Source organism: Citrobacter sp. C348 (genome assembly GCF_047467975.1).
GTDB classification, from domain to species: Bacteria; Pseudomonadota; Gammaproteobacteria; order Enterobacterales; family Enterobacteriaceae; genus Citrobacter; species Citrobacter gillenii.
Window position 1 is genome coordinate 64,036 of record NZ_JASJUJ010000007.1, and the last position, 21,668, is coordinate 85,703.

Here is a 21,668-nt window from a genome sequence, read left to right on the forward strand (position 1 = left end):
TATCGGAAACTGCCACTAGCGTTCGTGAAAGGCTTCCGCTTTGGCTCGCAGAATTGGTTTTAGCAAATAAGCCAGAATCGTTTTTCTACCGGTAATAATATCTACCGAGGCCACCATCCCGGGGATGATGATCAGTGGTTTTTCATCACTGCCTAGATGGTTTTTTTCGGTACGCAGGCGTACTACGTAATAGCTTTTACCCTCTTTATCGGTCACCGTATCAGGGCTAATCTGTTCCAGTTTTGCCTTCAAACCACCGTAGATGGTGTAATCATAAGCGGTGAACTTCACCATCGCTTCCTGGCCTGGATGCAGAAAGGCGATGTCCTGCGGTCGAATTTTCGTTTCGATGAGTAAGGTGTCATCTAACGGGACAATTTCAACCAGATCACTACCCGGTTGAATAACGCCACCGATGGTATTGACCATCATCTGTTGCACGATACCGCGCACCGGAGAGGTAACCAGTGTTCGGTTAACCCGGTCTTCAATGGCTTTCCCGGACGCTTCGATTTTGCTGAGCTCTGTGCGCGCTTCGTTGAGCTGGGTGAGCGCTTCGCTACGGTAGCGATCGCGGGTTTCACTCATCTTGTTTTCAATTTCTTTGATGGCGGCTTGTGCCCGGGGGATTGCCAGCGTAACGGATTCTAACTGGCCTCGGGTATCAACCTCCGAACGGCGCAAACGCAGTATTTCGACTTTCGAAATAGCCCCTTTCGCGACCAGAGGTTCAGACATGCTAATTTCCTGCTGCAGTAGTCCGAGACTGCGGCGCGTCTGGTTGGCTTTGGCCTGGTAGTCTAAAAGCTCTTGTTTCTTTTGTACCAATTGTTCATTCAGCCCGCCCAGCTCGCTCTGGATACGCTGCTTCATACTGGTAAACAGGTCCATTTCACCACTGGCGATATCGGGGGATTTCTGCGTGATTTCTGCCGAGAGAGTCAGGCTGTCTTTATCGGCAAGTTGGGCGGTGAGTCGCAGGATACGGGCCTCAAGTGCCAGTTGGTCGGCTTCGGACTCGCCAGCATTGGAGCGGAAACGGGTATCGTCCAGACGCAGCAGCGGCGCACCGGCCTTCACCATTTCCCCTTCATGAACAAAGACTTCAGAAACAATGCCGCCTTCCAGGTTTTGTACTTTTTGCAGACGTGATGAGGGGATCGCCCGACCCTCTCCGCGCGTAACCTCATCAATGTTTGCCAGCGAGGCCCAGATAATCATCATGATAAAGAACGCGAGGATTGCCCACAAAGTGATGCGCACGACGCGAGGAGAGTCGTCGATTAGCGCCTTGTTGACTTCATTCGCGGCGAACGTAGATTTATTTTTATCACCCACAAGCCATTTCATCAGGCGGCTGAGTTGATTATCGGTTCGCATGAATCTGCCCCTTTTTCAGTGCATTCAACACGCTTTCTTTCGGGCCATCAGCAATAATTTTGCCGTTGTCGAGGACGATCAGGCGGTCAACCAATGACAGCAGTGAAGCCCGGTGAGTCACCAGCAATAGCGTTTTATTGCTGACCACTGGCGCGAGCGCCCTTTTTATCAGGTCTTCGCTGGTGTTATCCATGGAGCTGGTCGGCTCATCCATTAATAAAATAGGGGGATCGAGCAATAGTGCCCGTGCCAGAGCGACGGCTTGTCGCTGACCACCGGATAAATTCATACCTCGTTCACCCACTTGCATGTTGTAGCCGGACGGATGGCGGCGAGCGAAGTCATGCACGCCCGCGATTGTCGCGGCGCGGATCATTGTCTCTTCATCCACGTAGCCCGCGCCTGTCACCAGGTTGTCGCGTAGCGTCCCGCTGAACAGGTGAATATCCTGAGGCGCGTAACCAATATTGTGGCGAATATCGTTGACGTCGAGCTGGCGGGCGTCAATACCATCGACCAGAACCATCCCGCTATCGGGTTGATAGAAGCCAACCAGCAGCTTTGCCAGCGAGCTTTTACCGGAGCCGCTGCGCCCAATGATGCCCACTTTTTCACCCGGTGCAATTTTTATGGAGACACCGTTGAGTGAAACATACTCGTTTTGCGGGTAGCGGAACGTCACATCATGAAATTCAAGAGCGCCGGACAGCGTTTCGCGCCGCAACGGGACTTCGTGGTGCTGCGTTTCCTGTTCGAGATCCATCATGTTGTCGATGGTGGCTTTGGTCATTTTGGCTCGCTGATAGCGAGTAATGAGGCTACAGAGCTGGCCGATGGGCATCATTGCGCGGCGCTGTAACAGGTAGCAGGCAATAAGACCGCCCATGCTGAGATTACCGGCGATAATCCAGTACACCCCGGCGACAATGATAATCACACCGCTGAACTGCTGTAGCCAGTTGGTAAAATTGACAGCAACATAAGACAGTGATTTTACCCTTAACTCCAGCTTGCTCAGGCTGCCAATCACCTGTTCCCACTGGTACTGTCTTTCGCTCTGGGCATTATTCACTTTGATGGCGTCAAGGCCCGTCAGGGTTTCCACCAGCATTGCTTGACGTTCATGAGACAGGCGATAGGTTTTTTGTACCTGCGTCATTAGCGGGCGTTGGATCATCCAGTTGATCAGTAGTGCGATGGGATAAACCACCAGCGGAATAAAGACCAGTGGCCCGCCGATAATGCCGATCACCAGCAAAATCAACAAAGTAAAGGGAAGATCGATAAATGTGGTTAAGGTGAGTGAAGAAAGAAAATCGCGTACCGATTGATATTCCTGAAAATTCTGAGCAAAACCGCCCGCCCGGCTCGGGCGTAGCTTCATCTTCATTCCCATCAGCCGTTCATACAGTGCTGCAGAAATAATTAAGTCCGTCTTCTTACCCGCCAGGTCGAGGCAAATACCGCGCAAAATTTTCAGAATAAAATCAAAGACGAATGCGATGGTGATACCTATCGCCAGCATCCATAGCGTTGCCGTTGCCTGGTTGGGGACGACGCGATCATAGACGTTCATCACAAACAAAGGGGTAGCCAGCGCAATCAGGTTGATAAGAAAGCTGGCGACGACGGAGTCCAGGTAGAGAAATTTCGATAATTTCAGCGTGTCCTGGAACCACGATTTCGTCCGCGGAATGGTGGAACTGGGCTGGGTGTTATATTCATGTTCAGGTTGAATAAAAAACGTCTTCCCGCTGTAGTCAGCCGCCAGTTGGTCTCTGGATACCGTGACTTCGCCACCCTTGGTTTCCGCACACAATAGACGGGCGCGTTGTTGCTCATCCCAGCCTAATAGCACAGCGGCCTGCGCATTTTTCAGCAAAATGATGGCGGGCAGGGAAATATTTGCAATGGCGTCTAACGGACGCGGGATCGCCCGGGCTTTAAGCCCTGCGCGTTGTGCTGCGCGAGGGAAGGTACTCAACGTGAGACGGTTTTCCTCTAACGGGAGACCAGAGGTCAGTGCGTTGCGGCTGGTGATGATGTTATGGAGCTTACAAACGACCATTAAACAATCAAGAAGGGGATCGTCATGATTTTGTTGAGGATCGTGCCTGATGTCATCATTACCCGAAGCGGTTGTGTTATCCACTGAATCAGTTTGAGGTGCCATTTTCTGACCTTACATGCGAGCGAAAAAATCGCCGGGGTGATTACAACAATGGGGTATTTTTTTCATCGATGACAAAAATACCCCATAAACCCGATACGCGTTACTTTAATTCAGGGAGTTCCGCTTTAGAGGTTTGCATTTCGTCAACCGGCAGAGTCGCTGAAGGCGCCTGAATGTTGAGTTGTTTTAGCAGTTCACCCGTTCGGGCATTTATGCGGTAAGTGGTAAACATTTCAACAAATTGCAGCTGTACGTAGCGACGCTGTGCGCTAAACACTTCATTTTCACTATCGAGCATATCCAGTAAGGTACGGTCGCCCAGGCTGAACTGTTCCTGATAAGCGGTACGGACCACCATACTGCGATCGGCATAATCTTTCGCAATCGGCACCTGCTGCTGCGCATTCAACAGCGCATTCCAGGCCAGGCGTAGCTCCTCGCTTAGCTGACGCTGCGTGTTTCTTTTGATGTCCTGCGCTTCCTGTATTTTGTACGCATAGGAGGTGAGCTGGGCTTTATCGCTGCCGCCGTTGAACAAGTTGTAGCGCATACGCAACATGGCCTGCCACTCCTGATTGTGCCCGCGGGTGCCGTCGATATTGTTATCCATAGTACGTCCAACATCCACATCGACGCTCGGGTAGAAGCGTGAGTTTGCTGCTTCATATTGCTGATGCGTCGCCTCAACATCGGCATTAGCCTGTTTCAGCAGTGGGCTGTTGGCCAGCATGACTTTGCTGGCTTCTTCCAGTGATGGCGGAATTTTGGTGGGCTGCGCAGGGTGAGGTCGACAGCTTCCTGACCCGTAACGCTGAAGTAGTTGGTGCGGGAGTCTTCCAGATTTGTTTGTTCAGTGAGCAGGTTATTGCGCGCCTGGGCAAGGCGAGCTTCCGCTTGTGCGAAATCCGCTTCACGGCCAACGCCCTGTTCGGTGCGCAAGCGAATCTGATCGAAAATACGTTCGTGGTTCTTCAGGTTTTCTTCGGCCAGCTTGACCATTTTTTCCTGCATCAGTACATCGAGGTAACTTTGAATCGTGGTTAACGCCGTCGTTTCTGTTGTATTCAGTAGGGAGAATGCCCTTGAGTTAACCGTGGCTTTCTGGCGCGCGACTTCACTGGTGGTTGCAAAACCATTAAAGAGGTTTTGCTTCAGGTTGATACTGGATTCACTGCGGTGTAAGTCACGCAGGTGATCGCCTGAGGCGCGCGTGGTGGCATTATCCGTTTGTTCCCAGCCGGTTCCGGCGGAGAGATCCAGTGTGGGTAAATACCCGCCTTTTGCCGCCTTAAGATCCTGGTCTGCAGAATAACGGCTGTTCACGGATGCGCTGATTTGCGGGTGCGAGTTCAAGGTGTTTTTGATGGCCTGCTCAAGCGTTGTCGCGCTGGTGTGCCCCAGCATGAGGAGTGGAAGTGATAACCCAAAAGCAATCTGTGCGCGGTACTTCATATTTATTATCCTTATTGCATTAATTTATCAGGCTTTTTGTCCTTGCCGGATAAAATGCCGAGGTAATGTCTTCAGAGAAAAGCATGTCCCGGACATAAGCGTGTGAACCCCCCCGCGGTATCATTGCCGTGGGGGCGGATGTTATCAGGAATCGGTATCTGGTTTGGCAATCAGGTCGTCGACGAGAGAGTGGTCCCCCCCGGTAAAGGCATCCCCTGCATCGTGAGGGGAATCGCCAGCAACAATGTGATCGGCACCGTTATGGTTTTCAGCACTGACGTCAGCCACCGGAAGCAGTTTGCCCAGGTCGTGGTCGCTACCTTCGTCGTGAATAATATCGCTAAAGTTGAGTGGTGCTTCGTGACTTAGCGTTGTCGCACTCGTGGTATTGTCATCGGATGTTTCATCGTGACTTGCCGCTGCGGTTTCCGCTTTTATGGTCGTCGCGGACGCATCATCGGGCGATAGCGCATCATCCCCAAGCAGATTAGTTAACGACACCTCTGACGGTAAGTCCGCGTTGGCGTTGAGCGTGTCGGTATGTTCGGGTGACGTCGCGTCGCTGAGGGGCTCGGCTGGCGTCAGGTAGAGATCTTCGCTATCGATTAATAACGCATGCGTTTGGTCATGACTGTCGCTCTCTTCGCTGGCGGCATCACTCTGTGTGGATTGATCAACGTTATGAGGCGCAGTGTTATCTTCACTCTGCGTCCGCGCTGTATGATCGGTACTATTGTCGTCGAGCTCATGATGTTCATCGACTGACAGCGACTGAACATCAGTATCATGGGTGACAGTGTGCGTTGAGGTATCTTCCCCGGACAGCGTAATACTGTGGTGAGTATCACCTGCGGCGATCTCTCCGCTGTTGTGCGTCTCATTGTTGACCTCAGACGAGATATCTACCTTGATATCTCCCGGAGCGATCTGACTATCGGTGTTTAGCGTAATTTTCGCATTCAGATCGGCAGTATCGTCTACGTCAATGGTGACATGACCATTGGCGTCAACGGCATAGGTTTTACCGTTGAAGTCTATGCTGCCTTTTGGCAAGCCGGAGAGCGTGATAGAGGTAATCTGATCGTGTTCTCCGCCGCCAGCAACGGAGGCATCCAGAGAGAGTTCATAGTGCCATGAGGTATGGCTTCCCGGTGCGTTAGGATCCCAGCCGCTACCGCCCTTCGATGAGGTTACGTCAGAGATGGAGTTCGCGCCCTGCACGACCGTATGGCCGTTTATCGTCACCGAGACATTATCGACATAGTTTATATTGCCGTTAACGTTAGCCGGACCTTTGTTTGCACTCCATCCCTTACCATCATCCTGCACGTATATCGTATCGCGGGCATCTCCGTTAGGGCCATTAGCGGAAGTGGTGTTCCCTCTTACGGAGTTCATGGTCCGGAAGTTACCATCCTGCCAGTAACCGCTACCCTCATGCAGCAGGAACACGTCGCTCTTGCTTTCGGAACCGGATGGGTTGCCGTTGGAGTAAACCTTTATTTGATCGGCAGGGATCTGATCGGAAACGCGTCCGGCTTCAATATCTCCCTGCGAGATCCACAGCACAACGTTTTTACCGACAGAGATAATCTTACCGTTTTCATCAACGTCATAGCCGTTGTCGCTTCCGCTCCCCCCGTTGATTTCGGTGACTTTCGAGGTACCCGATACCTTAAAGTCAACCTCCAGATAAATGGGCTTATCGGCGTCGACATCGGAATCCGAGTCACTGTCGGAGTCGGAATCACTGTCGGAGTCCGAGTCACTGTCGGAGTCCGAGTCACTGTCGGAGTCCGAATCACTGTCCGAGTCTGAATCGCTGTCAGAATCGGAATCACTGTCGGAGTCGGAATCACTGTCAGAATCCGAGTCGCTGTCGGAGTCTGAATCGCTGTCAGAGTCAGAGTCTGAATCGCTGTCGGAATCTGAATCACTGTCAGAATCCGAGTCACTGTCGGAGTCCGAGTCGCTGTCGGAGTCCGAGTCGCTGTCGGAGTCGGAATCGCTGTCCGAGTCCGAATCACTGTCGGAATCCGAGTCGCTGTCGGAATCGGCGTCACTGTCGGAATCCGAATCGCTGTCGGAGTCGGAATCGCTGTCCGAGTCGGAATCGCTGTCGGAGTCGGAATCGCTATCGGAGTCGGAGTCACTGTCAGAATCCGAGTCGCTGTCGGAATCGGAATCGCTGTCAGAATCCGAGTCGCTGTCGGAGTCTGAATCGCTGTCAGAATCCGCATCGCTGTCTGAGTCGGAATCGCTGTCAGAATCCGAGTCGCTGTCAGAATCGGAGTCGCTGTCGGAGTCCGAATCGCTGTCGGAGTCTGAATCGCTGTCAGAATCTGAGTCGCTGTCCGAGTCCGAGTCGCTGTCGGAGTCCGAATCGCTGTCGGAGTCTGAATCGCTGTCGGAGTCCGAATCACTGTCGGAGTCTGAATCGCTGTCGGAGTCGGAGTCGCTGTCGGAGTCGGAATCGCTGTCCGAGTCTGAATCGCTGTCGGAGTCGGAGTCCGAATCACTGTCGGAATCCGAATCGCTGTCCGAGTCGGAATCACTGTCAGAATCTGAGTCGCTGTCAGAGTCGGAATCACTGTCGGAGTCGGAATCGCTGTCAGAATCTGAGTCGCTGTCAGAGTCGGAATCACTGTCCGAGTCTGAATCGCTGTCGGAATCCGAGTCGCTGTCGGAATCGGAATCGCTGTCAGAATCCGAGTCGCTGTCGGAGTCGCTGTCAGAATCGGAGTCACTGTCAGAATCGGAGTCGCTGTCCGAGTCCGAATCACTGTCGGAGTCTGAATCGCTGTCTGAGTCTGAATCGCTGTCTGAGTCGGAATCACTGTCCGAGTCGGAATCGCTGTCAGAGTCCGAGTCGCTGTCAGAATCGGAATCACTGTCCGAGTCGGAATCGCTGTCGGAGTCGGAATCACTGTCGGAGTCGGAATCACTGTCGGAGTCCGAGTCGCTGTCGGAATCGCTGTCCGAGTCGCTGTCGGAGTCTGAATCGCTGTCGGAATCTGAATCACTGTCGGAGTCGGAATCACTGTCGGAGTCCGAGTCGCTGTCGGAATCGCTGTCCGAGTCGCTGTCGGAGTCTGAATCGCTGTCGGAGTCGGAGTCCGAATCACTGTCGGAGTCCGAATCACTGTCGGAATCCGAATCGCTGTCCGAGTCGGAATCACTGTCCGAGTCTGAATCGCTGTCGGAATCCGAGTCGCTGTCGGAATCGGAATCGCTGTCAGAATCCGAGTCGCTGTCAGAATCTGAGTCGCTGTCCGAGTCCGAGTCGCTGTCGGAGTCCGAATCACTGTCCGAGTCTGAATCGCTGTCGGAGTCGGAATCACTGTCAGAGTCGGAATCGCTGTCAGAATCTGAGTCGCTGTCAGAATCCGAGTCGCTGTCAGAATCGGAGTCACTGTCAGAATCGGAGTCGCTGTCGGAGTCGGAATCGCTGTCGGAGTCCGAATCGCTGTCGGAGTCGGAATCACTGTCGGAGTCGGAATCACTGTCCGAGTCTGAGTCTCTGTCTAACAGAGTGAGTTCTTCGCGAGGGTCGGTATCAGGAAAATCAATACCGGTCGTTGGGTAGCCTGCAGTGGGATCGAGAATTTCGCCGGTAAGATCAAGGATGACGTGTGTATGCGAACCTCCGCCGCTTGATCCGGGTTGTCCTGCGGGTTGTGGGCCTGCTGCGGTTGCTTCCAGAATCTGCGTCGGGTCCTGACCGTCCTCAATAGCCTGTTGTATCGCGGCGATGTCGGTGTGATCTGCGTCAGGATGGGTGTCAGGAGAAAGGCTGGAACTGTCCCAGTGAGTGCCGCGACCCAGAGCAAGCGTTTTGCCATTCGTCAGAGAAATCGAAACGGCCCCGGCGGCACCGGTCTCAACCTGTTCGCCTGCGAGGATATGATCCCCCTCGACAAGAACGCGTCGGCTTCCATCTGGTGCGATAGCGAAAACCTGTCCAATTATTGTTTTTATTGTTCCGACTATAGCACTCATGGTACTTCCCCTTAATCTTTACGCGATCCCGATCATCAACTTGATTGTTTCATGTTCGTTGATGCTATTCACTCTGGCTATTGACGCGCTGGCCGGGTGGAACCTTATTAGCCCGGTTTGATTCTTTGGACTGTCTAAAACAACAATGACCACAAATAGCTTGTGTGCAGGAGTTTATAGAGAATGATAAAGAACGCGTATTATTGTCTGACAATTCAACGATTATACAGACGATATAATAATATGATGGCGAGGCATATTCATTGATATTAACAAGTTTTTGTTAGTTTTTCATACAACATAAAAGTGATATTTTATCATTGAAATCATTTGCATATGGTTAGTTATACTCTTTATATATGAGAAACTACTATTTCTTGTAGGTGCTTATTAATCCACCAGAACGAGGGTGCCCGGTTAGTAGTTCATTATCTTGCATTCAGGCGAAATATAATATATCCGCCTGAATAGAACCGTGGTGAATAAGAAAATACGTTAAATTAACCGGTCTTCGTCATCACCAATCAAATCTTCAAGGCCGCCGAGCTGGCGACGTGCTTTAGCCCTGTTGAACATTTTGTTCTGCGCTGCTGGCGGAAGATCGGTAATACTGATCACCCCTTTACTTATCAGGACATCGATAAGGTCTTCGAGGACTCGCACCATCTCGAGATCGCTTTGCTGTAGCTGGTGTAGCGTAGCAGTACGCAGGGTATTCGCTTTCAACCACTCCGCTATCTCGGTGGTTGTTTCTGCCGTTTGCTCCGTCGCTTCAGGAAACGAAGCCTGCTCGACTCGCACGATCCGTCCCTCACTGTCACGTTCAATAAAAAGCATGGCTGTTCTCCTGAAGATTAATTGGTGAGGGCGATGGCATCGCTGAAATAACGTCCCATTGCGCCATGCAGACCCATTTTTTCCAACACGGCGAGTTCGCCTTCCGTCTCGACGCGTTCGGCGATTAACGGCAGATTCACCTGGCGGGTCGCCCAATAGATGGCCTCAATAAAGAGTTTCTTATCTTCTTCCCGATCGATATTGCGAATATATCCGCCATCAACTTTAATCCACGCCAGACCCCATTGCGGCAGGTTACCGACCAGGTGGAAGCGTCCACCGAAGTGCTGGATCCCCAAACGACAGCCCAGAGCGTTTAATTTTTGCACCAGAATACTGACGAGCTCAGAATTCGGTAGCTCGTTTTCATCCAGTTCCAGCGTCAGTCGCTCTGCGAGATGGCGGGCATTTTTCAGCGGTTGCAGCAACACATTAATACTCTCTTCATCCGCAACGCTTTCACCACTGATGCTGAGCGCCATTGCCTGAGGGCTTTTTTCCATGGCGCTAAGCGTTTGTTGAAGCATCACGATATCCATCCGGCGACTGAGCGCCAGGCGGTGAACCCAGGGCATAAAACGACCCGCAGCGATGGTCTCTCCGTCTTCCGTGGCGATCCGCGCCAGAATTTTGTGGTGCAGAATACGCTTTTTATCGTTGCATTGAAAAACGGGCTGAGAAAACAGTACAAAAGCGTTGTTTTCCAGAACGGTTTCCAGGCGCTGGCGCCAGTGATAGCGATCGCCGTCATTTTCCACCATGAGCGAGGTCTGGTTATTGACGAAGAGACCCATTGCGTTTTCCGCCCTCGTCAGCGCCAGATCCGCTTGTAACATCACAGCCTGTGGGGCATCGCCAACGCTGAAGGCGATGTGTGACATATGTGCCACAGGCGTGACGTCACTCATGCCGGTTTCATACAGCGTTTTTAATTGTGCGCTGACTTGAGCGAGCAGGCTATCCATCTCTTGTGGCAGGATAAGGGGCGCGATAATTGCAAATTCACCTCCGCGAACGCGGGCGAGAAACCCTTCGTGGCGAAAGAACTGTTGTTGCAGATCATTCAGAATACCGGCGATGGCGATTAACAGCTGGTCGGCATTGTTACCGCCGAGGCGCTGGTTAAGGCCGATAAGATCCTGGACGCGTAACAGAATCAGGTGTCCCGATAGATGCTCTTCATCGCTCAAGCGAGATTGCAACTGAATATCGAAGGCGCGACGGTTGTTCAATCCGGTCAGGCTATCGCTGTACGCTTCCTGGCGCAGGATTTCTGTACGCGCGGCTTGTTCGCTAAACAGTGCTTTAAGCTGCGTGACCATCATGTTTGTGGCTTCAACCACCCGACGAAGCTCTGGTGTTTTTGGCAAGGCCGGAAGATTGAGGAATTCGCGGCGGCTGATGGCCGTTGCCTGCTCGACAATGTAGTTCAGCGGCTGCAGACGGCGACGCAACATGAGCATGGCGCCCAGAAGGCAAAGCAGGCTGCACGCGCTGAGCAGCAGGAAGCTGGCGACCAGACTGTCCCACAAGCGCGTCAGCGCAAAAACGGGATGGCTAACCACTTCAACGCGGGCAACCTGTGTCCAGCCCCGCATCACGACGGCTTCGCCCTGGCCTGGATTCAGGCGTACCAGCCGCACAAACCAGTTGGGAGCATCGGTGCTTTGCGGCGTATTTTTTCTTTCAATCAACGGCTTGCCTGTTTTGAGATCAATGACCTGGATGCGGTAAAAATAGCCACTGTCAAAAATGGAGTTGACCATCAATTCCGTCATGACAGGATCGTCAATATTGGCGGTCAGCGATAATCCCAGAGCCGTCGCGGTGTCCTGTGCGTGCGCACTCAGTTGGTTATGATACTGATCGCGTGAACTCTCCAGCGTGACATAAAAACTGCCGCAAAAGATAACCAGCGTAAACAGACAAATACCAATGAGTAGCTGTTTATAAAGAGACATGGCTACTTCCTATTCATTAATTTCAAATCCTTCTGCACGCATTTTGGTGAGAAGATCCTGCCAGCGTGAAAGTCTTTTACTGTCGCCGACGCGTTTACTTTTTCCCGCTTGCGGAATCCATAATCCCTGTTCATTAAAAGAGTAAACCGGGAGCAGATCGTTTCGCTGCGTTGCGGGCAAAACGGCGGTTTTTAAATTATCCAGAATCAGGGGCGTCGCATCAGGCGTGGCATACCAGGCAACAACCATATGCGCCTGATTTAACTGCAATGCTTTTACGTAGATGATGCGTAACTGGCGGGCAGGCACTCCCATTTCACGCAAGGAAAAATACTTCGCCAGCGCATAGTCTTCACAATCGCCAGCGCCTTTACGTAAAAATTCAATGGGCGTCGCCCAGTAATCTTGTTGACCCCAGACGGTAATATCATCGCGAAAACGCATCCGGGAATTAAAAAATTGGTTTACGCGGTTGAGCGTATCTTTAATGTCACCCTGCGGTGGACTTTTTAGCAATGCCGCCCACGCATCGATCTGACGTTGTGCCGCGGGCGTTGCCGGACCATAAAGCTGCTGGCTGCGGGCATTGATAGTATTAAAATTCCAGCCAGCGCTCAGCCCGGCAGAGCACACAAACAGCAGCGCCAGGCCGAGAGTCAGCCAGCGTTGCCAGAGTGTACGCCTGACAGGACGATCGTTCACGCGCGTCCGTCAGCCCGTTGGAATACAGTACAATATTGAACGAATGGCTCTCTCCTGCACAATAATTTCGTCAGCATTTATGGCCTATCTTGCCGTGGGGTATCTTCGCCTAATGACTGAATCTCCTGCCACCATGTTTGCCAGAGTCGGGCCACCTGTTTTTCGGAAAAATGGGCAGCGTGACGTTGGGCATTTTTTTGCATCGCTTGTAATTTTTGCGGATCGCGCAACAGGGTTACCAGGGCATCCGCCAGCGCCTGTTCATCATCCGGCTTGACGAGAATGCCAGCCCCGGAGTCTTGCAAGAGATCGCGTGGGCCATATTTAATATCAAAACTGACCTGCGGCGTACCATAAGCTAACGACTCCAGCGCAAAAAGAGAAAAGCCTTCATGGTTAGAACATAGAACAGAACAACTGGACCGGCGATGGATCTCAGCCAGATCGGCAGAAAAACCATGTAGATGAATATGACGTTCCAGGCCGTGCTGTTTTACCCATCGCGAGAGTGGTTCTTTTAACGGTCCGTTTCCCCAGGTGTGCAGCGTTGCCGTGGGTACTTTTTCCACGACGAGAGCAAAGGCGCGAAACAGCAACTGGTGCTGCTTTTCCGCTGAGTAGCGCGCCATAAAGAGCACCTGCTGCGATGCACTTTTTTCCCACTGCTTGCTCGTCAGCGCGCCGTCCAGATGATGGGGGATTGTCCGCAGTCGGTGTGCGCCGGTGATGTCCTCGGCCAGGTCAGCATGCTGCTGCTGCGTCAAAACCAGGATACGATCGAGCCGTGTTTCATCTTCCCACAGGTGACGGTATGCCTGTTTATAGCGCCCATTGTCCAGACGATGGGTTGAGTGAATGACGGCGGTCATAGTGGCATGCAGGGTCTTTTTGGGCGCAGAACAGACAAACTCTCGCCACGCCAGATTCTTATCGACCAGGAAGTGCCAGGTCGTTTCCTTGTCCAGATTGTGTTTGAGCATCGCCGCCGCAAATTCACCTTCAGACGCATAATGCTGCTCATGATGAGCAAAACAGAGCTGGAGCCCGGTGAGGGATGCTGCGCCCTCGACGGTGCGGTAGGTTCGGCGCAACATGATCTGACCGGTCTGTGGATGGACAAAGTCTTCATGGCTGATTTGACCCTGAGCATCGGCGTAGCGTCGCGCTTCAATTCTGCCTGCGGTGTCCCGGCGGGTTTTAATCAATGTTCCCGGGAGGTGGTTGGGAAGTGGGCGTATCTCCGCGCGTGCCAGCATGTCGGGTAACCAGTCATAGACGGTCAGCGCCGCAACCGGTTCTGGCAGCTTTCCTGTCTGATATAACGCGGTGACGGTGGAAGCTAATGAGGGGTTCCAGCTTGAGATAATCACCATCGGCTTGATGGCGAGCTCACGTATGAACAATGCGCAGCGGCGTATTGTTGAGATTTCAATACCATTCCCTTCGTGGCGGAAATTACCACCGAGAAAGACCAACTGCTGCTTGCGTGTTGGGGCTGGCAGGGCTGTTTTTTGTGCGCCGCTCTGTAAATATTTTCGATAAGCCACATACCCCGAAAGGTAGTGTTCGACGTCATCAATTCGTACCCGATAACTGTGATGACGTATGAAAAAACTGCCGACAATTTTTTGCGGATTTTTGAAGAACATTGCCAGTTCAGGCCAGAAAAAACCGTTTGCCAGATAACGTGCGCGGGACTCCAGCGCGCGGTAGAACGTCTGCAAATCAAAATCCGCCAGCAGATGCTGGTAGGCGTCATCCGCAGCCATGCGAGCGATCATTTGCTGTGCCGCCATCATTAGTTCGAGCAGCGTCGGGTAGGTGGTGATTCTGTTCAGCACAAAATCGAGGTGTCCACGAACGTTCTCCAGTCCGAAGCGATAATAGCGCTCCTGAGGACGATAAAGCGTCAGCTCATTGACGCAATAGCTCAGCCAGTGGTCATGCGCCTGCCAGTGTTTTTGGGCGATAAAATAGTCCATTGCCCGCTCGACGGTTTCCAGCCAGCGGGGCATTTTCGTCAGACCATACAGACGCATAAGCGCAAAAGCAGACTCTCCGTCATAGTAAATAATCCGGTGTTCGGCCTTCAGGGATAAATCCGCAGCGTGCAGAACATGACAGAAACCGCCGGTGTCGCTGTTCTGCATAAAGCAGATACCGTTGGCCAGCCGCTCCATTTGCGGGATATAACGCCGGTTTCCCGTCAACTCGGTATATTTCGCCATAGCCAGAATACACACGGCATTCCCGCCGAGCTTAATTTCGTCACCGGTATCAACCAGAAAATCCGCTTCACTGCCGTCGGGCAGAGGGTAGGTGCGAATTAACGTTGTCGTAAGGTCGCACAGCGCACGCTCTATAGCGTCAAACTGCGCTTTACTTTGAGTGATCTCCCAGCCTTCAAGCAGGGCGTAGGTTGAGCTGGCATGGCGCAGGGCATTATAGGTTGGGATCGCGCGGTCGAAGCAGGGGAACCAGCCGTAATGGTAGCGGCCAGATTTTTGCACCTGGCGTGCCAGATAGCGACTTGCTGACTGGATCATCGGGTCCAGTGCATCTTGCCATGACGTGAGCTGGCGATACCCGGAATGTTTGCCGCGAGACTCAATGGACAGAACCTGCTGGCCATCGCTAAAAACGCTGCTGGTAGTAAAACGCCAAATCTCCTGAGCCGAATCGTCAGGCCATTGCAGATCGATACCAAAGCGTTTTCGGGAATAGTTCGCCAGATTTTTGTCATTCGGGGTCGCCACGCCCTCCGTACCCATATACAGAAGCGCGTGGGCGGCGATCTCTTGCTCCAGGATCGCCTGTTCAAACGTCGGGGTGAAGCTCAGCCCAAAGCGGAAGTAATTGCGCTTTGTTTTGCGTAAGGTGTTTTGCAGCGCGTCCCAGCGCAATGTTTCAATGTTGTTCACGACATCTACACGGAGCCAGATGGGATCGATAGATGCCTTCTGACACCAGCGCTGGAGCGCCTGGGAACCGATAAGCCAGGCGTCATCCAGCGAGTGACCGCGGGCTATTTCGGTATGCGCGCGCTCATAACCAGTACTGATGCTAAAAAAGATTACGTAACCCGGGAAGGGGGCAGCGAGCGCGGTATGATGTAATTGCTCTACCCTTGGTCGGGTTTGCGCGAGGAGTTGGCTCAGCGGCATTTTCAAACCTTTTTTGCGCGGACAAGATCCTGTTTTGCATAAGATAACATTATGTGCAATTGCATGGGTATTCTGTGTGCTTATCAAAAATAGTGGGTGATCGGTAAACGTTAATGCCCGATCATTCTGGCTTTCGGTATCAGTTGGAAATACATATGCTCCGGTACCGGAGTCTGCCAGACGTTGGCATACATCGCATAGCCAATGACGGCAAATAAAATACCGAGCAGCAGTAGCGTCATTCCCCATCCTGGTAAAGCGACGCGTTGCCACCACGGTTTAGGTGCGGCGTTGCCGGTCGGTCTCTGCAGTGAAAACGTCAACGTTGAGGCGACCGGGCATGATTCAACGCAGGTCATGCAGCCGGTACATTCAACGGTGCGAACCTGAATAAGCCTGTCCACCGGAATGTTTGACGGGCAGTTCTTCGCACATTTTCCGCAGTCGATGCAGCTGTCTGCATTACGCCGGATTTTAAAGGGAGAGAGCAGGGAGAAGAGGCCGAGCAGGGCGCCATACGGGCATAAATAGCGACACCAGGCGTTACGAATAAACAGGCTCATGATGCTGATAATCGCCACGAAAACCAGCGTTGCCGTGCCAATGTGGCGGAAGAAATCGAGCATCTTGACGTCGATAATCATGCCGTAGGCCGACATCAAAAAGTACTGGATCCCCTGTGCAGGCATCGACAGGGCGATGTACAAAAAGAAACTTAGCAGCAGATATTTCAGGCTCAGCAGCGGCAGATCCAGCCAGCGCGGCAGTGTGAAATGACGGCCCACTATTTTTTTGCCCATGTTGCCAATCAGCTCTGACAGCGTTCCCACCGGGCACAGCCACGAACAGAATGATTTTTTTAACAGCAGGCTTATCAGAATAAACGCGAGGAGCAGCAGCATAGAGGCGGCGTGGATCGGCGGAAGGTATCCGGTTTCCAGCGTATATCTGATGTTCATCAGTCCCGCGATTGGCAGCCATCCTTCAATTCCTCCCGGTCTGGGTATATAAACGCTGGTGCCGCCGGTCTCAAAATAGCGGACCCAGTAATAAAACGTCACGCCAATATAAATATTGATGGCAAACAGGAGAAACTGGGTGGCTTTTCTCCAGCTGCTGGCATTGCGCCAGTCATTCCACGGTAGTTTCCCTCCGGTGGTGCCTGGGCGGCGTTGCCAGCGTGTTTTCTTCTTCCCGTTCATGATCTTTTATTATCCCTCATATTTCTCCCTGCACTCAGGAAGACCCATCACCGGGATAGGCTAACGCGATAAGGGTATGATGTATTTGATTTGCATCTTATTCGCGGCTGTTATTTTTATGCCAGCCAGAAGGCTCTGTAAAAATAACAGCACGAGAATTAACGCAGGTCAGATAAATACCCTGAAGGGGGTATTTCTTTCTTGAAGGTTATTCCTGATAGGTCTCGACGCGGTTACGGCCACGGCTTTTTGCCAGATACAGCGCACGGTCGGCTTTATCCACCAACTGTTTGTAGTCCGGATGGTAGTCATATTCGGCGATACCGATACTGACGGTAATCGAGAAGGATTCCGTCGCCGAGGCAGCCATGCGCAGGTCGGCAATCTTCTTACGCAGGGTGTCCAGAATAATATTGGCCTGTGAAACCTCTGACTCGACCAGCAGGATCATAAATTCTTCGCCGCCGTAGCGGAAAACGTAGTCGCTGCTGCGGATATGCTCATAAATTACCGCCGCCACGCTTTTCAGCGCCATGTCGCCGGTGTTATGCCCATAGCTGTCGTTGATTTGCTTAAAGTAATCAATATCTAACATTGCCAGGGTGAACGGCTTACGCGAATGCAACGCCAGCGAGATTTCGCGGCGCATTATGGTCGGAATAAAGCGGCGGTTCAGCAATTGGGTCAGCGAATCTTTACCGTTTTCCTGCTTGACCAGCGCCTCGAACATCGAGGAGAGAAGGAAATGAATTTTTGTCGACAGCTGGCGTACATCCTGCAATAAGCTCATGCGCGCAGCTTCTGCGGGCTGCTGCAGGTTCAACAGCGTCTGGGTCAGACGACCATCAATTTCTGCGATCGCTGATTCCATTTCGGCAAGCAGATTGCTGTTGCCGAAAATGTGTTTTCCCTTATGGGAGAACCACATCCCAAAATCGGAGTTCGCCAGAAAGACCAGTTCCCCAACGGGTAATCCGGTGGCAATGTTGTAGATAAACTGGTTTTCCCAGTCGGTAAACGAGCGGATTTGCCGCTCGCGCTCGACGTTGACGTCGTCATAAATCGTTTGCAGGCGATACTGTTCTTGCGTGTTCAGGGAGTTTTGATAGCCCGGCGAATAGGAAACGGTCATCGCCTCCAGTGCGGTATCCATCGCCAGACTACTGAAACAGATAGCGTCACTCAGCAGGTGAGGCGGGTAGTCCGCTTTCTTTTTCAGTACCCGATACAGTTCATCTTTCAGCTTGCGTGCGCCGCGATTCACCAGATCGATAGGCAGGCCGATACGCGCATGCACCACGCCGATTTCGCGTTGTTTGAGCAGCAACTGTGAGAGGTCTTCCTGCGCGCTACCCAGCACGCTGCGCAGCCAGTTAAACATGCTGCCGCTGAGCCGTGCGCTGACTTGTTCGGTATTCAGGAACAATGCGCTCTCGGCATGGGAAAGCATGTAGTCATAAAACACAGTCACTAAATGGCGGATCTCCTTATCGCTTAACGAAGTCAGGATCGCGTGAACTTCTGGAGGAGTCTGACGCAATAGCGCCTGCCATTCTGTCAGGAGTAATGTGTCGTTTACGGGGGTAACCTGTTCCATCTCACTGCCACTCAAACATACGTTTAAAAATTCAGGCGGTATTACGGACAATTACGCCGCGATGGTCAAGTTAAACTCTCCTATCGATGGCTAATCCCTTCGTAAATCAGCCTCAGGGCGAAGGCACCGATAATCGCACCAATCACCCGGCTGGCAATCCGGTGGATCCGCCCATATGCGCGGCGCACGGCAGGTAAAGAAAACGCCTGACTGAGAAAAATACGCCAGATAACGGAAGACAACACAATCCCTGCCCACGCCATCAGTCTGGCCCATGTCGGCGTGTCTGCGCTCAGCGTGACCGAGAAAATACTAATAAAAAACAGCACGGTTTGTGGATTGGATAAATCCGTTAACAGCCCGCGCCGGAAGAAGACGTACCAGGGCGCGGAAATCGGCTGCTGTAACGTTGGCATCTGTGGTGTCGCCTGATGTCGAATGCTGTTCCACGCGAACCACAGTAAATACGCGCCGCCGACAATTTTAATCAGTGAAAATATTTCTTCACACTGGGTAATCAGCGTCGCCATGCCAAACAGCCCGAGGCCAGAATAGAACGCATCGCCCAGCGCCACCCCCAGACCGGTCATCACGCCCGCCCGGCGTCCCGATGCCAGACTGGTTTGCACCACCACGAACAGATTGGCTCCGGGATTAAAAAAGGTTAATACGAACAAACTGACGGTCAGTACGACGGCGTGTAGAGGTTCCATAAACAACGATTCCATCAGTGAGAGTAGAGGGATATGTGATGCGCAGTCTGGATTAAGACTATTCTGCGTCGTCAGCTACTCTACGTTTTCAGCGTACATTTTTCTGAGGATTTACTCACACTGTATTATGAAACAATAGCGCTGTTGCAAGCGGGTATGTCAGGCGATTATTCGCGGCCAGGTGCAGCGGGGAACGCAACGGCGCAGGATCGTCGGTTATCTCCGTTTCGCAAAATCTCTTTATATTTCCGTTAGCTCTGGATTTTTCGAATAAGCTGAACTAGTTATTAATCATCCTTGACTCGCACTATCGATGTTCAGGGGTCGATGATGGCGTAAAAACATAAAAACTGGAGCTTTTATATGAAAACTGGATATAAGGTACTTATTGGTGCGTTAGCTTTTGTCGTTTCCAACGCGTATGCCGCGGAACTGATGATGAAGGTCGATTTTGATAAGGTTGAGTCTCAGTACACCAAGATTGGCACGATTTCTACCAGCAATGAAATGTCTGCCGCAGATGCTAAAGCAGACCTGATTAAGAAAGCCGATGAGAAAGGCGCAGACGTCCTGGTATTAACCTCCGGTCAAACGGACAATAAAATCCATGGCACGGCTAATATTTACAAGAAAAAATAACGCGCTGAACTGAAAAACAAACAACCCGCTGGTCATCGTACCGGCGGGTTATTGTTTTAATCGCCGCCAGAAGGTGGTTCTACTGATGCCTAAATACCGCGCGGCTGCGGTTTTATCGCCATTACATTGCGCCAGCACCTGCTGCGGCGTCAGTGATGCTGACACCAGAGGTGTTTCGGCGGCGACGGCTAACTCCGGTAACAACTGCTGCAAAAAATGGATGTTCAGCTCAGGTTGCGGATCCACGCTCAAAAACAGCGCCAGACGTTCCATCATATTTCGCAATTCGCGAATATTCCCCGGCCAGCCATAATTGAGCAGCGTCTGTTGGCTCAGTCCTAGTCCCTTACGCACTGTATCAGAAAACGGCGCGTCGAGTTCCGCCAGCGACTGTTTCAAGAATCCCTCTGCCAGCGGCAGGATGTCGGGCAGGCGTTCGCGCAGTGGCGGCTGCGCGAGACGCAGAATGCTCAGGCGATAGAACAGATCGGTTCGAAACTGGCCTTGCTTTATCTGCTGTTCAAGATGACAGTGGGTGGCGCTGATCACCCGCACATCGACCGGGATCGGCTGATGCCCGCCCACCCGAGTGACCTCTTTTTCTTCCAGTACGCGCAGCAGTCGGGTCTGTAACGGCAGCGGCATTTCGCCGATTTCATCGAGAAACAGCGTTCCGCCGTGGGCAATTTCAAACAGGCCCGCGCGACCGCCCCGACGAGAGCCGGTAAACGCGCCGTCTTCATAGCCAAACAGCTCCGCTTCCAACAATGACTCGGTAATGGCCCCGCAGTTAACGGCGACAAATGGCGCTGCGGGCTTGCCACGTCGAGAGTCCTGACGGGTGAAATATTCCCGATGAATCGCCTGCGCCGCCAGCTCTTTCCCCGTCCCGGTTTCACCCTGAATCAGCACCGGCGCGCGCGAGCGGGCGTACAGCATGATGGTGTGGCGAACCTGCTCCATCTGCGGCGAATGACCGCGCATATCACCCAGCGTATAGCGGGTGCGTAGCGTATCGCCGCTGGCGTATTGCCCGTTGCGTCGGAGCGTCAGGCGGGTCATATCCAGCGCATCGCTGAAGGCCTGACGTACGGTGGCCGCCGAATAGATAAAGATCCCGGTCATCCCCGCTTCTTCCGCCAGATCGGTAATCAAGCCCGCGCCAACCACCGCTTGCGTTCCGCCGGCTTTCAGCTCGTTGATCTGCCCGCGCGCATCCTCTTCGGTGATATAGCTGCGCTGCTCCAGGCGCAAATTGAACGTCTTTTGAAAGTCGGTTAATGCGGGCAGCGTTTCCTGATAGGTGACGACGCCAATTGACGAGGTTAGCTTACCGGCTTTCGCCAGCGCCTGTAGCACGTCGAATCCGCTGGGTTTTATCAGGATCACCGGAATCGACAGGCGGCTTTTCAGATACGCGCCGTTGGAACCCGCGGCGATGATGGCATCACAACGTTCGGTGGCGAGCTTCTTGCGGATATAGGCCACCGCTTTTTCAAAACCCAACTGAATTGGGGTAATGGTTGCGAGGTGATCAAACTCCAGGCTGATGTCGCGAAATAGGTCGAACAGGCGCGTGACGGAGACCGTCCAGATAACCGGTTTGTCGTCATTCATGCGTGGTGGAAGATGCGTCTCAGCCATCGCTAACCCCAAAATTAAAGAACCGAATATTGGGTTTAGTTGTGTTTCATAAATGTTGCAATGAAACGTTCAGGCCGGTTTCATGAAACGCGTGCTGACACGCTTTTGTGCGACAATAAATCCGGGTTAAATTGTAATTAATTGTTTTAAAAGAAATAAATAAAAATAATGTACTCAATAAAGGCGTTGGCATACCCCTTGCTTT

At 52.3% G+C, this 21,668-nt stretch carries 12 protein-coding genes and 1 pseudogene; 1 reads left to right on the plus strand and 12 read right to left on the minus strand.

What is annotated here, in order from left to right; translation table 11 throughout:
• Positions 1 to 15: 15 nt before the first annotated feature.
• The 11 genes and pseudogenes from QNN86_RS14345 to QNN86_RS14395 all read right to left on the minus strand — a co-directional run bounded on the left by QNN86_RS14345 (position 16) and on the right by QNN86_RS14395 (position 19,180).
• Positions 16 to 1,380 (minus strand): HlyD family type I secretion periplasmic adaptor subunit, encoded by a 1,365-nt coding sequence (locus tag QNN86_RS14345; protein WP_181618730.1) that lies wholly within the window; start codon positions 1,378 to 1,380, stop codon positions 16 to 18.
• A complete protein-coding gene (locus tag QNN86_RS14350) occupies positions 1,367 to 3,553 on the minus strand; it encodes a type I secretion system permease/ATPase (RefSeq protein ID WP_181499012.1) in 2,187 nt (728 codons plus the stop codon). The genes QNN86_RS14345 and QNN86_RS14350 overlap by 14 nt, the downstream gene beginning before the upstream one ends.
• Before the next feature lie 100 nt (positions 3,554 to 3,653).
• Positions 3,654 to 5,005: pseudogene (locus QNN86_RS14355) on the minus strand (TolC family outer membrane protein).
• Between the two features lie 144 nt (positions 5,006 to 5,149).
• Entirely contained in the window at positions 5,150 to 9,004 is a 3,855-nt protein-coding gene (locus QNN86_RS14360) for a retention module-containing protein (RefSeq protein WP_414211370.1), read from the minus strand.
• 495 nt (positions 9,005 to 9,499) lie between these two features.
• Entirely contained in the window at positions 9,500 to 9,841 is a 342-nt protein-coding gene (locus tag QNN86_RS14365) for a tryptophan synthase subunit beta (protein ID WP_181618733.1), read from the minus strand.
• A 17-nt stretch (positions 9,842 to 9,858) separates the two neighbouring features.
• A complete protein-coding gene (locus tag QNN86_RS14370; protein WP_182270364.1) occupies positions 9,859 to 11,802 on the minus strand; it encodes a LapD/MoxY N-terminal periplasmic domain-containing protein in 1,944 nt (647 codons plus the stop codon).
• 9 nt (positions 11,803 to 11,811) lie between these two features.
• Positions 11,812 to 12,504 (minus strand): cysteine protease LapG, encoded by a 693-nt coding sequence (lapG, locus tag QNN86_RS14375; protein ID WP_181618735.1) that lies wholly within the window; start codon positions 12,502 to 12,504, stop codon positions 11,812 to 11,814.
• A gap of 77 nt (positions 12,505 to 12,581) precedes the next feature.
• Positions 12,582 to 15,668, minus strand: coding sequence for a glycosyltransferase (locus QNN86_RS14380; RefSeq protein WP_414211373.1), 3,087 nt, complete (start codon positions 15,666 to 15,668; stop codon positions 12,582 to 12,584).
• A 110-nt stretch (positions 15,669 to 15,778) separates the two neighbouring features.
• Entirely contained in the window at positions 15,779 to 16,870 is a 1,092-nt protein-coding gene (locus QNN86_RS14385; protein WP_182270362.1) for a 4Fe-4S binding protein, read from the minus strand.
• Positions 16,871 to 17,078: 208 nt separating this feature from the next.
• Complete coding sequence (locus QNN86_RS14390; protein WP_181618738.1) at positions 17,079 to 18,467, minus strand: diguanylate cyclase; 1,389 nt, start codon at positions 18,465 to 18,467, stop codon at positions 17,079 to 17,081.
• Between the two features lie 80 nt (positions 18,468 to 18,547).
• Complete coding sequence (locus QNN86_RS14395; protein ID WP_414211375.1) at positions 18,548 to 19,180, minus strand: LysE family transporter; 633 nt, start codon at positions 19,178 to 19,180, stop codon at positions 18,548 to 18,550.
• Positions 19,181 to 19,543: 363 nt separating this feature from the next.
• On the opposite strand from QNN86_RS14395, the gene yahO reads away from it, so the two are divergent.
• Complete coding sequence (gene yahO / locus QNN86_RS14400) at positions 19,544 to 19,819, plus strand: DUF1471 family periplasmic protein YahO (RefSeq protein WP_115259327.1); 276 nt, start codon at positions 19,544 to 19,546, stop codon at positions 19,817 to 19,819.
• A 48-nt stretch (positions 19,820 to 19,867) separates the two neighbouring features.
• On the opposite strand, the gene prpR is transcribed toward yahO, so the two are convergent.
• Positions 19,868 to 21,463 carry a propionate catabolism operon regulatory protein PrpR gene (gene prpR / locus QNN86_RS14405; protein WP_414211379.1) on the minus strand — a complete coding sequence of 532 codons (1,596 nt, stop codon included), beginning with the start codon at positions 21,461 to 21,463 and terminating at the stop codon, positions 19,868 to 19,870.
• Positions 21,464 to 21,668 lie beyond the last annotated feature (205 nt).